The organism is Planococcus liqunii (assembly GCF_030413595.1).
Lineage (GTDB): Bacteria > Bacillota > Bacilli > Bacillales_A > Planococcaceae > Planococcus > Planococcus liqunii.
Genome location: NZ_CP129238.1, coordinates 390401 through 404936, shown reverse-complemented (window position 1 = coordinate 404936; position 14536 = coordinate 390401). Strand labels below are relative to the sequence as shown.

The window sequence follows — 14536 nt, the reverse complement described above, 5'->3', positions numbered from 1 at the left end:
CTTTCTTTTCTGTGTATACCCAGTTTACCACGAAAATGAGCCTTGAATTTTCAGCAGCCAGGAAGTTTTTCCCCATGGACCTGTCCATACAAAAAACACCAGCAAAAATGCTGCTGATGCCTTCATCTTTATTGGTTGAAAAAATTGGCGGTGAAATAAGGCTGATTGTCCGAATTGAAGGCTGCCCCAATTCCCAGATAGCCAAAATCCGGTTTTACAATATTTTCGCGGTGCCCCATCGAATTCATCAAACCTTCATGGGCAAAAATGCTGCTGTACTGGCCATAAGCCAGGTTTTCACCGGCTACAAAGAAAGTAATGCCATCGTCTTTCATGCGGTCAAAAGGCGATTTCCCAGCCAGATTGGTATGGCTGAAATACCGGTTTTCCGCCATGTCCTCACTGTGTTTCCGGGCTGTAGCGCGGGCTGTTTCGTCCCACTTTAACAGCGGAAGATTCCGCTGGATGCGTGCTGAGTTTGTCAATTCAAACAACAGAAATTCAAAGCCTTCTTTCAGTTCAGCATCGGGGGCGGCATAAATTTTCTTCCGTTGTTTTTCCAAGTCTTCCGTAACAACTTGAAGGGCTGTCACTGTGTCTTGTTCATGAATATCATAAAATACCGTCACATATATCGAATCAATTTTAAATACATCGTACTCTTCGCGGGTATCCAAAATGTATTGGACATTCCCTTTTTGCAGACTCTTCAGCGGAATGCCAAGCGCTTCCCGGACTTCCGCTTTAGTGGAATCCATCGATAACCCTTTCGTTGAGGAAATCAGGTCCTGATTGGTGAACATGCCATTGACCTTGCCATTCTGGTCATACGACAACAGCACATAGTTCTGGTAGTTTTGATGGTAGCTATGCCAATCGGCCCCATATTCGTTCCGCATTAACCGGAGAGGCAGGCCGACTTTCGCCTGGGCTTCTTCTTTTCCCATGCCGAGCGTGACATTATGGACAGCAAATAGGGATTCGGTTTCGGCCAAGTCCGGCTTCTCGACAGCATCCGGCATTTCCGCAGAACTTTCACTGACAAAAGACTGCAGCTGTCCGCCTATTTCGCCGGTAAACTGCTTGGCTTGATCTAAAGCTTCGGACACCGTCGGACCGTTTGCGACTTGTTCAACCGTCTCATCAAACTTGTCCAGAAAGCCCAGGTCCACGTATTCACTTGCCTTCTCTTCCCACAGTGGCCGTGCGAAATAAATCAGCACAAGCAGCAGGATGACCCAAAACACTTTTCGCACGTGCATCACCTCTTCCCTCCAGTTTAATTGGAAAACAGAATTCTATAAAGTATAAGCTTCTCTACAGGAAAGAAAAAATCCTTCTGCGCATTTGACAGAAGGATTCCTTTGGTTTATTCGATTCCTTCAATGGCCATTGTTTTTACCGGCAGGAACAAATCGCCCGTTTGCAGGTAAGTGACTTGCACCCGGTCGGTTTCTTTCAAGTAGATCGCGAGTGGAACATTCTCAGAAGAGACAATAAAGTTCGTTCCATCTTCCAGCAGGAAAGACACGACCGTAAAGTCTCCTGTTTTTTCCTTAAAGACCCGTTCTACAACGCCGGAAGCCGCAGCTTCTTCTGCGTCCGAACTGCCGTCCACTGTGCTGCCGCCGCGCTGAAGGGCCGTTTTATACAACTGAAGGGCTTCGTTCGGTGTTCCGGCGAAAACGGAAATTTCCGGATTGGCAGCCGACACGATAAAGTAATTCTGCAAAAAGCCATTCGAATCCAGCACCGGCGTCAGCCAGCTGGCTTCATCGTAGAAATTGTAAAGCACCGGCATTTCGCCCGACCATTGTTTTTCGATGAATTGCTTTTCAATGATCTGCAAATTCCCTTGTGAATCCATATAGGAGTCTTCCATATTGCCCGTAAAATATGTGGATTCGCCTGTGCGGGCATCTGTCAAAGAATAGCCGAGCATCGAATCCACGCCTTCTTTCGGACTGGTAAAGTCGGTGAAATAATACATGTCCCCTTCCGCATTGAAAACAGGGCTGACGTTCGCTTCGGTTCCTTCATCCGATGGCAGTTTCACATCTTTCTTGCCGAATTTGCTGTTCCAGAAACCGTGAATGTAATTGCCGTAGTAACTGTTTTCCAAGCTGACCGACTCCGGAGAAACCGCGCCGTCGATAAACGCCGGTACTTCCTTGAGCGAATAAGTTTCAGTTTTGCCGGTAGCCGGATCGACAGCTACGAGTCCTTGAACCGCAAACCCGTTGCGGGCAGAAATAAACTCGCCGTATGAACGGATATAAAACGGTTTTCCGTCATCGTCAATTTCCAGCTGCGAGTCGCCATAAAAAATCGCTTCCGGATTTTTAAGGCGCATATGCCGCTCAATATTCTTATTGAAATAAGAGGACGGTGTATACACCATCTCCGCTTTCACGAATTTCGGATTCGCCGAAGCGTCGGTCGCGCTCATCGTGAAGTACCCCGGCGTCGAATCGCCGTTCCACCATTTGAAAAATCCGGAAAATTCCACAGGAGCAATGTAGACATATTCCCCGCCGACTTTTTGTACCTGCAAGCTTCCGAGTTCGTAATAGCTCGTATCCGGTACTTGGCCGAACGCTTTTTTCATTTTATTGCGCGCAAATTTTGGCGGCACACTAGCCGGCGTCTGCGTTTCATCAAAAGCTTCGATTTCCTCTTGTTCTGCCATCTCTACAGCTTCGTATTTTTCCGTTGCGTTAAACAGCGGCGCCGACAAAATATAGACGGCAAGCGCCAACGCTCCGATTGCCAGCACCGACTTCACTTTCTGCTCCGCCCCTCTTGAGAACAAAGCTCCCAGCACCGCCACAATAAGCACGATCGGCCAAAGCGACATTAGGCTTCGGTCAGCATTCGTGAAATAATAATAGCCCGTGATCAATAGAAGTCCCACAATAAAAACAAAAACCAGACCGGGAACCACAACAGACCCGAACGAATTTCCGGATTTTTTTCCATCCCCAGTCAATGGCACAATGATTAAAGCAGCAACAAAAGATGCAATGGCTGCAAACAATAAAATACTTCCCACAATAAATTCTCCTTTAATTTCCGATTGGATTTCTGATAGTTAACTATACGGATGAGTCCCTTGGAAGTTTCGCGCAAGAAATTTCCAAGGCTTAAATAGCATTATAAAAACGGTTTCCCGGAAGGAAACCGCTTCAATGAAGTTCATATTGAAATAATAGCCTGTTGAATCAGTAAAGGATTTTCTGCGCCTGCTCCATAATCGATTCAATGATGTCAGCCGCTCCTTGCTCTTTTGTAAGCATGCGGGTCGATTGGCCTGCCCATAGCGACATAAACGCGGGATCATTATTTTTGGCAGCCGCGGCCCGCAAGTCTTTTGTGATTGTATTTTGTGAAGGAAAAGGAAGCGGCGCGGTATCCTGTTTCTCAAATTCTTCGATGAAACGGTTTTTGATGCCCCGTGCTGGTCTTCCGGAAAACACTTTTGTAATGACTGTGCTTTCTTCATCGCTGTCAAAGATGGCTTGCTTGTAGACAGTGTGTGTACCCGCTTCATGTGCTGTCAGGAAACGGGTTCCCAATTGTACGGCCTGCGCTCCTAATGCCAACGAAGAAACTAGTCCGCGGCCATCTGCAATGCCGCCGGCTGCAATAACCGGAATGGTCACGGCATCTGCAATTTGAGGAACCAGCGACATAGTTCCAATTAATGCGCCTTGCGGATGGCGCTCAAGAGAAAACGTGCTGCGGTGCCCGCCGGCTTCGCTTCCCTGTGCAACGACCGCATCCGCTCCTGCCTGTTCCGCCTGCTGCGCCTCTTTTACCGTGGTAACCATCACGATCGTTTTCACGCCTCGTGCTTTAGCGATGTTCATCTGCTGTTTTGACAGGCAGCCGAATGCCGTGCTGATGACGGGCACTTTTTGTTCAATACAAATTTCAAATTGCTTCGCGCTCCAATCCGGTGATGCATACGATGACTGCAGCTTCTCGATCTTTAATTCCGAATGAAAAGGAGCCAAGGCCTTTTGCACTTCTTCCAAACGGCTGAAATCGTCTTGTTCGTGAGAAGCAAAAATGTTTACTGCGAATGGCTTCTCTGTACGCGATTGAATTTCTGCAATCGTCTCCTTCATGGCCTCCGGCGTCAGATAAGCAGCGCCTAAGGTGCCAAGCCCTCCTGCTTCACTCACCGCACTCACTAATTCTGCTGTGGTCGAGCCTCCTGCCATGCCCGCTTGAATAATCGGATACGCTATGCCGAAAAGCCGGCAAACCTCCGTTTCCAATGAAATCATCTGTCTTCCTCCTCAACTTAATGTTCTTGCTTCTAGTATTGCATAACAGCCAGTTTCAGCAAGAGGGAACTTTCTGTTTCCTCATGCGTTCTAACTGTTAAGCAAAACAAAAAGGCGGGGTTAATTTTATGAAGGGATTCCTTTCGCTTTTAGGCATCACTTTAATCGTAGGAGCATTCGGTTTAATTCTTTTGTCTTATTCTGGCGATCCATTAGAAGATTTGAAAAGCCAGGAAAGACTGTATGCATATATGGAAACACGGCAAAACCACCCAGTAGAAGAAACAGCTTTGTCCAGCACATCTGTGGTTCCAGCAAGTACCGCAGCGGCCGGACAAGAAACTCAGTTTTATAATTTGGGTGCCAGTTGCGAACAGACTTCTCCATCCACAGAAAAAGCCGGCTCAAATTAGAGCCGGCTTTTCGTATTTAAAACTGCTTTAAGGATTTATGGCTGGAATACGCCATGGCTTTCAAGCCCTCCAGCGCTTGTCGGGCCTGGATAGGCGCTTCCGCTTTTCTTTATTGTCTAGCTGCAACGGACAGATTCTCGGGTCATAAGTCAACCCGGCTGTGCGGTTGAAAATACACCGCTTCGCCGGTTCGCCTTATGCCGTCGAACCTTAACGGCCATTTCCGCTTTTCTTATTGTCCAGTTGCAGCGCCTAGCCCCTCGAGGTCGCTTCGGCTTTGAATCCATGGCTAAGAAGCGCCATGGCTTTCAAATCCTCCAGCGCTTGTCGGGGCTGGACAGGCGCTTCCGCTTTTCATTGTTAAACCGTCAAGCGGATGTGGTTTCCGGATGGGTCGGTGGTTTCCAGGTAGTTTTCATGCTCTGTAATTTCTGCGCCCATGGTTTGAAGGTGTTCGGCCAAACGGCTGCGCTTTTCTTCATCTTCTAATACAAGCGTGTAGTAATTCAATCCTGCTTCTTTTTCCGGTAATGCCGGTATGCCGATTCCGTTCCAGACGTTCAAGCCGATGTGGTGATGGTATTTCTGATCGGCAAGAAACAGTGCCTGGCCGCCCATGGAAGTGACGATTTCAAATCCTAGTCCATCGACGTAAAACTTTTGTGCTTCCGGCAAGTTCGAAACATGAAGATGAATATGCCCCATAACTGTGCCTACAGGCATGCCTTGCCAAACTTCTCCGGCTTCCTGGGCAGTTTGGACAAGCCCTTCCGCATCAATCGGATCAACTGCCATATCTACTTGACCGCCGTTCCAGTTCCACTCCTCCGGCTCCCGGTCCCGGTAGATTTCAATGCCATTGCCTTCCGGGTCGCTCAAGTACAACGCTTCGCTGACCAAATGATCGGAAGAACCTAAACGGATTCCGGAATTGTGAAGATGGATAAGTATTTTCGCCAGCTCTTTTCGATCCGGCAATAGGATTGCGAAATGGTAAAGTCCTGCGTAACGGTCTTGCTTCGGCGCTAAGCCTTCAACAGCTTCCAGCTTTAGCAAAGCTTGGCTGCCTGCCCCTAAAACCGTTGTACTTTCTGTTTCTTCCAGTACTTCAAATCCAATTACTTCTTTATAGAAACGTGTCATTTCTTTTAAATCCAATACCTTTAATCCAACTTCGCCTACGTATGTGACCGGTTTTGTATGAAAATTCATTTTGATAGCCTCTTTTCTTTAGTTACTTTATGTAACCAATTATATTAAAGGAAGTTATATATGTCAAGTAACCTTATTCTTTTATTCCACACTGGTTTTGTGCTATTATATAAAAAAGGAGTGATAAGAATGGACACATCCGTCATTTGTCCCCGTTTTGAAAGTGCAATTTCGCTTCTCAGCCAGCGTTGGACCGGGTTGATCATTTATCAGCTTTTATCTGGACCTCAACGTTTTAGCCATTTAACTGAAGTCATCGGCATCAGCGGCCGTCTCTTGTCAGAACGTTTAAAAAATCTGGAAGCACAGGGTCTCGTTACGCGTACCGTCTATCCCGAAACGCCTGTCCGGATTGAATACGAGTTGACCGAAAAAGGGTTTTCGTTAAAGCCTGTCATGGATGAAATCCAAAATTGGTCCCAAGTTTGGGTGGAGCCGAGTGAAACGGTCGAAACAAAATAAAACAGCTTATCCCTTTTTCAGGATAAGCTGTTTTATTTTTGTCTTGTGATAAGTTGCCGCTTCATATTCTCAGTCAAATAGCGCCAATTGCCTGCTTTTTTTCTTTGGCGAATGAATAATTCCCTTCAAAGCGCTCAATTGTTTGATCGTGCAGCCAGTAGGTAACTGGAAACAGCTTATCGAGAAAATAGCGGTCATGCGATACCGAAATAATGGTGCCCGGAAAATTGGCGAGCGCTTCTTCCATCACTTCTTTAGCTTCTAAATCCAAATGGTTGGTCGGTTCGTCCAAAATCAATAAATTATGGTTCATGTGCATCAATTGGGCGAGCCGGAGCCGCATTCGCTCTCCTCCGCTCAGCTGGCGCACCGGCTGAAACACCATATTGCCGAAAAACAGGAATTTTGCTAGCAGCGGACGTGCGTCGTATTCCGAAACAGGCACGACATCCCGGAATTCCTCTAAAACAGTCCGTCTGTTGTCCATTTCCAAGGTGTGCTGGGATAAATAACCGATAGACAATCCATTGCCCAGTCTGATTTCTCCAGCATCCGGAACGTCCGTCTTCATGATCAAATTCAAAAGTGTGGTCTTTCCCGTACCGTTGGAACCGACAATGGCAACACGCTCCCGGAAACGGACATGCAAATCCAATTCGTGGAACAAGATCCGTTCTCCGTAGCCTTTCCAAACGCCTTCCATCCAGACAACGTCTTTTCCGCTGCGGTCCTCCATCTGGAAATCGAGCGCCATTTGTTTTTTGGAAAGGACGGGACGGTCAAGGAGCTCAATCCGCGCCAAAGCTTTCTCAATGCTTTTCGCCTGGCGGTGCATACCGGCATTCGGCGGATTTGCCCGGTTTGCCCACTCTTTCAGCCGCTTGATAGTTTCTTTCATTTTTTTGATTTTCTTTTGCTGGTCCTGGTACTGTTGGAACTCGATCAGCAGGCGGGCTTCGCGTTCTTTTACATAGGCCGAGTAATTGCCGATATACTGGATCAAATCGCCTTGGTCCAGTTCCCAAATCTGCGTGACGGTTTCATCCAGGAAATAGCGGTCATGCGAAACCAGCACAATCGTCCCTTTATAATGGCTGATAAACGAACCAAGCCATTCAATAGCTTCTAAGTCCAAGTGGTTGGTCGGCTCATCGAGCAGCAGCAAATCCGGCTCCTGCAGCAGCAGTTTCGCCAATCCAACTTTTGTGCGTTCCCCTCCGCTTAGATGTCCCCACTGCTCCTCTTTCAAAGCTTTGATTTTCAAGCCGTTCAAAATCTGATCAATCTTCACTTCAATATCGTAGCCGCCCCGTTGAATAAAATCATCCTGCAGCACGCCATAGCGCTGCAGCAGGCGTTCCATGGCTTCCGGAGCTGCTTTTCCCATTTGGTGTTCCATTTCTTCGAGCTGCCGTTGAAGAGCATACAGCTCTGAAAAAACTGTGCATAGCAATTGATGCACCGTTTGTTCACCGTTTTCGTCCGGCGATTGCTGCAACAATCCGATGGCGCAGCCTTTTTTCCATGTAACAGCGCCTTCAGTCGGCTGCAGATTGCCTGCCAGGACATTCAATAAAGTCGTTTTCCCTTCCCCATTTCTTCCGACAAGCCCAATGCGCTGGCCTTCGGCAATTTCCCCTTTAATGTGATTAAATAATTTCTGATTGGCAAAATGGCACATAATGTGCTGGAATTGGCTGATAATCATAGTTCTCTTCCTTTCGTTTGAAGAGACGCGTGCAATACAAAAAAGGCATGCGCAGACGCATGCCTTTACGTAAATCCGTTTGTAGGCAGATGTCTCTCACTGGTTTTTCACTTCATGCGATTGTCTAAAAAAGGACAGACTTGTCCCGTGCATGGATTTTGTGAAAGTAACGCCATGAAGAATGTAAAGATATTCCTGACATTCTGTCATGCGCTTACCAGTTTGATTCATTCTACCCACCTCCTTTGTCATTTCTTTTATCTTAATGGATACAACAAAAAACGTCAATTGAAATTCAGAATATTCTCATCTATAATAAAAATAATACACAAGCTTACATTTAAGAAATTTAGGGAAATGGTTAACTAACGTGAAGTATTCAGGAAAGGTGGGTGGGCATTTTGTCTATATACTCGAACATGGCTTTTGATAACGACACGAAAAAGATTGAAAAGTCCCTGAAGAAGTACGAGGAAAAGAAAAATGCGGCGCTTGTTTTGCTGGCCGAAATTGACATGCTTGAAAAAATGGAAGATGTAAAAGACGCTGAGCTGTGGAGACGCCAGTCAATGAAAGAAAAACTGGTCAGCGTCGAGCGCCAGCGGAAAGAACTAAAAGATATGATTACTTCCTATATTCAAAAACACGGAGACCAGGACCTTCAGCGCTATACTGACCTCCTGGATGAACTCGAAAAAGATAAATTCCATCATTAAAACAAAAGGAGCAGCCCTAAAACATAGGCTAGCTCCTTTGCTGTTTTTTCACTTTTGGGCCTTTATTCAAAGCCGTTTTCAATATATCCCCTGTCCAGCCTCGATGCTTCAAATAGAAGTAAAGAAACACCGTAGAAGCAATAATGAGGATTAAAGAACCCAGATATCCATAAGACCATTCCAATTCGGGCATATTTTTAAAGTTCATCCCCCATAAGGCGCCAAAAGCCATGACAGGAGTAAACAGCGTCGTCAAGACGGTCAGGGTCTTCATGATTTCGTTTCCGCGGTAATTGGCCACTACATTTTCCATGTCCACCATATTATTAATTTCATCTTTATACGACCGCACCAGCATGATGCACCGGTCGATGCGCGTTGAAGTGCGGATGTATTCTTTTCCATTTTCCGCATCTTCTCCAAAGGCTTCAAAAATCGCCATTTTAATTTCCAGAAATCCCATCACCAGGTTTTGCCACAACAAAATTTCATGGCGCACCACTTCAATTTTGTCTAAGGTGTTTTTGTCGTTTCTTTCTCTTATTTCCCATAGTAAATCGCGAAGCTGTTCTTCAAATACATCAATCTGGTGAAGAATGGAGCTGATCATATCTCCTAACAGGACCATCATCAGCTCAATGGTGGATTCTTTCTCTTTCATTTGCTTAAGGATTGAATTTTTATCCAGGTCTTCATCGACATCGTAGTTCAGTTCATTCGTCACTAAGATGTCTCTCGACAAATAAAAATGAAAAACATTCAAATCATCTTTCCTTTTAGGGTTTTGCCGGTAAATAAGCGAACCCCAAATCGCTTCGTCTCCTTGTTTGGAAGTATCCGCATGCAAAATGTTTACACTGACGTCGCGCGACTCCCTGATCCAGGAATGCATTTTTTGGTTGTCGGGCAAAAACTTGAGAAACTCCTGATCGCGAACATCTCCTTCTTCTTGCCAAATGGCATCTTTAAACGAATAGCGCGGCATTTAGATCCCCCTTTTTTCAAAATAACTTTATCTTTTCATTCAAAAAACAAGCCGCAAGCGGCTTGCCTCATTTTTCTGTAGATGGGTGGTCTCTGTATTTTTCGTTTGAATTTTCTTCGTACTCCAAATCCCGGTCCGGCATTGGATCAAATTCCTTTGTATCTGGCATATCTCGGCGCGGTTCAACTTCCGGAATCAGCTCTTCACCTTCGTGGTCTTGCTTATCCTTCTTCATAACCGTTCCTCCTTGAAAAAAAGTCTTATCAATATATACCCTTTTCCTAAAAAACTAAGCTCTTAACTTCGGATCAGCGACTCAATCAATTCGACATCATCCGGATAAGCCATGTCCAGCTCCGAGAGTTCCTCAATCGGTTTCCAAGCCACTTCCGCTATCCATTCGTCACCTTCTTGAAGCGCAATCTCGCCGCCGGTCACTTGTACTTCAAAATAATGGACGTCAAAGGACACCGCTGCATTTTCATACTCGCCGCTTCGAACTTTCAATTCATTCAGCGTTTTTATCGTGAGGCCCGTTTCTTCAAAAAATTCCCGTTCGATGCACGCCCGCAAACTTTCGCCTTGTTCGACGCCGCCTGCCGGGACAGCCCACTTTTTCTCTTCTTCCGGAGGCCCCTGCAGCACCAGCAGCACTTCGTTTTTCTCATTAACACAAACCCCGGCTGCACCTTTCCAGTCGGACATGTCCATTTATATCTCCTCCATTGCCTGCTTTTCAATATTCGCTGCCATCTGCTCTTTTCCTTCAATATACTTTTCAATGTCCCAAGGATGCGCTTCTGCCAGTTTCTTTTTTAACGTACCATATCTTTCTGCTTCTTTGGGATGTTTCTTCAAATAATCACGGAAAGCCAAATGGCGCTTGATTTCAGGATTTCCGCTTTCGTAAATATGTACGTGGTGGCTGCGCTCATCTCCGCCTTTTTGGAAGTATCGTCTTCCCGGCAAGCCGTTTTCCCCTTTCGGTTTATATCCGTGAGCCAGCATCTCACCATTAAACCGGTCCACGGCTTCAATCTTTCGCACCACCGGCAACAAATCGATAATCGGTTTGGCTGCCATTCCTTCCACCGAGGTACTGCCGAAATGGTGAATGGCTAAGCACTCTTTACCGAGCACTTTCTTCAGTTCCGCTGCCGCTTCTTCAAAAAGCCGGGGCCATTCTGGATTGTATTCAGTTACGACCACTTTCCTCATACTCAACGCCTCCTTGCTTTTTGCGTTAAAAAGCGGCTTGCAAAAGCAAGCCGCCTTCCGTTCTTCAAGATTCCTTTTAATTAGTGTGCAGTCTCTTTTACGCCGTTGTCCAGTGTTAATCCATGCGTCGCTTCCGGTAGCCCCAGATCGGCAGAGAAACCGTTCGCTCGGTAGAAAGCGTCAGCCATAGACGAATCGGTCCGGACTACAATTTCCTTGAAATGGCCGCGTCCAAAGTCAATGATTTCTTTCAAAAGCTTTGTTCCGATGCCTTGCCTTCTGGCATTCGGAGAAATGTAAAAGCGGCGAAGCCTTCCAACGCCTTCTTTGTTTGAATAAGGATCCCGGTTCAACCCGCCGATGGCGACCAGATGCCCTTGTTGGTCCCAAACGCCATATAGCACTTCTCCCGGTTGGTTGAATGTGTTCGTGCCGTCTTCGTATTGAGTCACCAGCCGTCTGAGAAAGCGGTAACCTTCCGCTTCACTTTCTTCTACTAATTTTGAAACATCTACCGTTTTTAGATCTTCAATCACTTTTAAGTTTATCACCATACCGCTCCTCCTCCTTGTGGGGTTCCTTTTCTGCTCTGCTGCTGGTTGATATGAACAATCCCTTGCCTCTTCAGTGTATCGAAGTTTTAAAAGGAATGCCAATAAATATCGGAATTTTCAAATATTTCAGTATAACAAAAACTGTACCGAAGTACAGTTCTTGTTTTCTTCCTAAACTGCAGAAGATTCGATATGGGCTTTTTTGGCTTCCATTTTTCTGACGATGTAAATGCTTGCTTCATACAAGATAGCCATCGGAATTAGAACGATTAGCTGGCTTATGAAATCCGGCGGTGTAATCAGCGCCGAAATAATCGCAATTGCCAAATAGGACCACTTCCGGACATTTTGCATGGAAGAAGAAGTCAATAAACCGATTGAAGACAAAAACATTGCCACAATCGGCAGTTCAAACAGCAAGCCGAGCGGTATCGTCGTCATGATTAGAAAATGGACATATTCACTCGCTGAAATCATGACCGCAAAGTTCGCTTCTCCCAGACCGATCAGAAATTGAAAACTCAGCGGATTGACGATAAAGTAACCAAACGAGATGCCGAGAATGAATAATAGCAGCATGGCCGGTGAATACAAGCCGATGAACTTGGCTTCTTTCTCAAGCAATCCCGGCTTTACAAATTGCCATAAAAAATAGCAAAGAAACGGCAAAGATAAACCAAGTGCCAGTGTGACTGAGATCGACGTATAGAACTTGATTACTTCCAGCGGTCCGAGTATAACCAGATCATGCCCTTTGACAACATATGGAAACCAAAAGTTCAAAGTCGAAAAAACCACCAGCAAGAAGAAAATAAAGACAAAAACGCTTTTGATTAATTGCTTTCTCAGTTCGCCTAAGTGGTCCACTAAACTTTCAGATGCTTCCGGAGGCTCTTCGATTTTAGGCGGTTCCGGCATGGCTGGCTCTGGCGGCTCCTTCGGCATGATTTCCGCAGGCTGTTCTGGCTGAACCGCTTTTTTGTGAAGCGGACTAATTAGTTTGCGTTCTCCATACGGATCCATTTAACCACCTTCATATTTTGTCGGATTTTTTCTCTTGCTTTTCAAGCTTTTCATCTTCGTCGTCATCCATTAAGCCTTTTGTTGAACGTTTGAATTCAGAAAAAGTCTTGCCGACGGCCCCGCCAATTTCCGGCAGTTTTTTCGGTCCGAATAAGATAAGGACAATGACCAGAATAATGATTAATCCCGGTACTCCGATTGATGCTAAACCTCCCATAGCTGTTCTCCTCCTTCCTTAGACAAGCGATCCGCCGTTTTTGCTGTAGTTGATGATGCCTTCTGCGCAGCGATATGCAAGTGCCCCTACCGTTCCGGTCGGGTTGTAACCGCCGTTATGCGCAAAGTTCCCAGCTCCAACAACAAACAGATTTTCAGCATCCCAATGCTGCAAGTAATTATTGACTACGCTGATAGCGGGATCTGAGCCCATGACCGTCCCGCCCGTGTTATGCGTCGTTTGGTAAGGGACAATGTCGTAGTCGGAAATCGGGCTTCCGCCAACCACCGTTTTTGCCCCCATCTCCTGCATGATTCCTGCTGCTTTTTCAGTCAAATACGCATGCAGCGCCCGATCCTGGTCGGTAAAATTATATGTCAGCTGCAGCAAAGGCACACCGTAGATATCTTTATACGTTCCGTCGAGCGCCATATAATTCTCGCGATGCGGCATTGAAGCTCCCTGCCCGCCAACATTTAACGTTCTTGGGTAGTTTTCAATGGAAGCCTTTTTAAATTCCGCTCCCCACGAAGGCGTATCCGGCGGCACCGGGTTGGTTTGGATCGGCCGGTTCCCGGTTTGTGTGATGGACAGGCTGGCTCCATGGATAAAGTCCAGGTCTGCATGATCAAAATTATCCCCGTTGAAATCGTCTACCGTCATTCCCAGTGCACCAGCGCCCATAAAGACATTCATCTTTTCATCAAAGAAACCGGATGCGCCAGGCAAAATTTGATAAGCATAATTGCGCCCCAATGTTCCTCTTCCTGTCTCAGGATCATATTGCTCGCCGATTTTTGACACCATCAGCAGTTTGGCATTATTCATCATGTAACTGGTCAGCACAACAACTTCTGCCGGCTGGATGAATTCTTCAAACGACACCGTGTCAAAGTACCGGACTCCGGTGACTTTGTCTCCTTGCTTCATGACTTCCACTACATTGGCATTAAATTTAATCTCGTAATTCCCGGTATTTTTAGCTGTCGGAACCACTGTGATTTCCGGAGAACTTTTTGCTCCGTATTCGCAGCCGAAGCGCTCACAGAAACCGCAGTATTGGCAGGCATTAATCTTGGCGCCGTCCGGGTTTTCATATGCTTCCGATAAATTGGCGGAAGGCATCATAAACGGCGAGTACCCCAGATTTTTGGAGGCTGTCTCGAATTTTTGCAGGATCGGCGTTTTTTTCATCGGCTGTGTTGCATATTCAGCCGACCGTTTTCCCCAGAACGGATTGGTGTCTTCACCCGAAATGCCAGCTGTTTTTTCAAAACGGTCAAAATAAGGTTCCAATTCATCGTAAGTGATTCCCCAATCTTGAATCGTGTACTCAGCAGGCAATTTATTGGCTCCGTATTTTTGCTCGGTCATGGTTTTTATTTCAAAATCATAAGGCAGGAATCGCCAGTTCTGGCCATTCCAGTGGGTGCCGGAACCGCCCAACCCTTCCCCCAGCAGAAATGAACCCATTTGGCGCATCGGCAAAGCCCGCTGTTTGCGGTTGTTGCGGAACGATACCGTCTCTCTCGATAAATCCTGCATCAATTCGTAGCGTATGGCATAACGGTATTCATCATGGACGATGGCGAAATCTGAAGTGCCCCGTTCACGGCCGCGTTCCAGCCCGACGACTTTCATCCCTTCTTTTGCGCATTCCGCTGCAATGATGCCGCCTGTCCAGCCAACTCCTACTGTGACTACATCCACTTTGTCCAAAGTTGTGACCATTAAGA

17 protein-coding genes are annotated in these 14536 nt (G+C 46.3%); 3 read left to right on the top strand and 14 right to left on the bottom strand.

Annotation, left to right across the window (positions count from 1 at the left end):
* Window positions 1-128 precede the first annotated feature (128 nt).
* From QWY22_RS02155 to QWY22_RS02145, 3 genes are all read right to left on the bottom strand, one after another.
* Window positions 129-1262 (bottom strand): CAP domain-containing protein, encoded by a 1134-nt coding sequence (locus QWY22_RS02155; RefSeq protein ID WP_300982736.1) that lies wholly within the window; start codon window positions 1260-1262, stop codon window positions 129-131.
* A gap of 107 nt (window positions 1263-1369) precedes the next feature.
* Window positions 1370-3052, bottom strand: coding sequence for a hypothetical protein (locus QWY22_RS02150; protein WP_300982734.1), 1683 nt, complete (start codon window positions 3050-3052; stop codon window positions 1370-1372).
* Window positions 3053-3221: 169 nt separating this feature from the next.
* The gene (locus QWY22_RS02145; protein ID WP_300982732.1) at window positions 3222-4292 is read right to left on the bottom strand and encodes an NAD(P)H-dependent flavin oxidoreductase; all 1071 of its coding nucleotides are present in this window, start codon (window positions 4290-4292) and stop codon (window positions 3222-3224) included.
* Between the two features lie 128 nt (window positions 4293-4420).
* On the opposite strand from QWY22_RS02145, the gene QWY22_RS02140 reads away from it, so the two are divergent.
* Window positions 4421-4705, top strand: a complete 285-nt coding sequence (locus QWY22_RS02140) for a hypothetical protein (RefSeq protein ID WP_300982730.1) — start codon at window positions 4421-4423, stop codon at window positions 4703-4705.
* A 360-nt stretch (window positions 4706-5065) separates the two neighbouring features.
* On the opposite strand, the gene QWY22_RS02135 is transcribed toward QWY22_RS02140, so the two are convergent.
* The gene (locus QWY22_RS02135) at window positions 5066-5917 is read right to left on the bottom strand and encodes a VOC family protein (RefSeq protein ID WP_300982726.1); all 852 of its coding nucleotides are present in this window, start codon (window positions 5915-5917) and stop codon (window positions 5066-5068) included.
* A 129-nt stretch (window positions 5918-6046) separates the two neighbouring features.
* Between QWY22_RS02135 and QWY22_RS02130 the strand changes: the two genes are divergently transcribed.
* Window positions 6047-6379 carry a winged helix-turn-helix transcriptional regulator gene (locus QWY22_RS02130; RefSeq protein WP_036809555.1) on the top strand — a complete coding sequence of 111 codons (333 nt, stop codon included), beginning with the start codon at window positions 6047-6049 and terminating at the stop codon, window positions 6377-6379.
* Between the two features lie 73 nt (window positions 6380-6452).
* On the opposite strand, the gene abc-f is transcribed toward QWY22_RS02130, so the two are convergent.
* On the bottom strand, window positions 6453-8087 hold the full coding sequence (abc-f, locus tag QWY22_RS02125; RefSeq protein ID WP_300982724.1) for a ribosomal protection-like ABC-F family protein: 1635 nt from the start codon (window positions 8085-8087) through the stop codon (window positions 6453-6455).
* A gap of 96 nt (window positions 8088-8183) precedes the next feature.
* Window positions 8184-8318, bottom strand: coding sequence for a hypothetical protein (locus tag QWY22_RS02120; RefSeq protein WP_300982720.1), 135 nt, complete (start codon window positions 8316-8318; stop codon window positions 8184-8186).
* Window positions 8319-8488: 170 nt separating this feature from the next.
* Between QWY22_RS02120 and QWY22_RS02115 the strand changes: the two genes are divergently transcribed.
* Window positions 8489-8803 (top strand): hypothetical protein, encoded by a 315-nt coding sequence (locus tag QWY22_RS02115; RefSeq protein WP_036809562.1) that lies wholly within the window; start codon window positions 8489-8491, stop codon window positions 8801-8803.
* Window positions 8804-8831: 28 nt separating this feature from the next.
* Here the strand turns inward: QWY22_RS02115 and QWY22_RS02110 are convergent, their stop codons facing one another.
* From QWY22_RS02110 to QWY22_RS02075, 8 genes are all read right to left on the bottom strand, one after another.
* Window positions 8832-9788: a magnesium transporter CorA family protein gene (locus tag QWY22_RS02110; protein WP_300982719.1), complete on the bottom strand. Its 957-nt coding sequence runs from the start codon at window positions 9786-9788 to the stop codon at window positions 8832-8834.
* Between the two features lie 67 nt (window positions 9789-9855).
* Entirely contained in the window at window positions 9856-10023 is a 168-nt protein-coding gene (locus QWY22_RS02105) for a hypothetical protein (protein WP_300982718.1), read from the bottom strand.
* A gap of 62 nt (window positions 10024-10085) precedes the next feature.
* Window positions 10086-10499 (bottom strand): NUDIX hydrolase, encoded by a 414-nt coding sequence (locus QWY22_RS02100; protein ID WP_300982717.1) that lies wholly within the window; start codon window positions 10497-10499, stop codon window positions 10086-10088.
* Window positions 10500-11006 carry a GrpB family protein gene (locus QWY22_RS02095; RefSeq protein WP_300982716.1) on the bottom strand — a complete coding sequence of 169 codons (507 nt, stop codon included), beginning with the start codon at window positions 11004-11006 and terminating at the stop codon, window positions 10500-10502.
* Window positions 11007-11086: 80 nt separating this feature from the next.
* A complete protein-coding gene (locus QWY22_RS02090; protein WP_300982715.1) occupies window positions 11087-11560 on the bottom strand; it encodes a GNAT family N-acetyltransferase in 474 nt (157 codons plus the stop codon).
* Window positions 11561-11731: 171 nt separating this feature from the next.
* A complete protein-coding gene (tatC, locus tag QWY22_RS02085) occupies window positions 11732-12583 on the bottom strand; it encodes a twin-arginine translocase subunit TatC (RefSeq protein ID WP_300982714.1) in 852 nt (283 codons plus the stop codon).
* 10 nt (window positions 12584-12593) lie between these two features.
* Entirely contained in the window at window positions 12594-12800 is a 207-nt protein-coding gene (tatA, locus tag QWY22_RS02080) for a twin-arginine translocase TatA/TatE family subunit (protein WP_036809578.1), read from the bottom strand.
* Window positions 12801-12818: 18 nt separating this feature from the next.
* Window positions 12819-14531: a GMC family oxidoreductase gene (locus QWY22_RS02075; RefSeq protein ID WP_300982713.1), complete on the bottom strand. Its 1713-nt coding sequence runs from the start codon at window positions 14529-14531 to the stop codon at window positions 12819-12821.
* Window positions 14532-14536 lie beyond the last annotated feature (5 nt).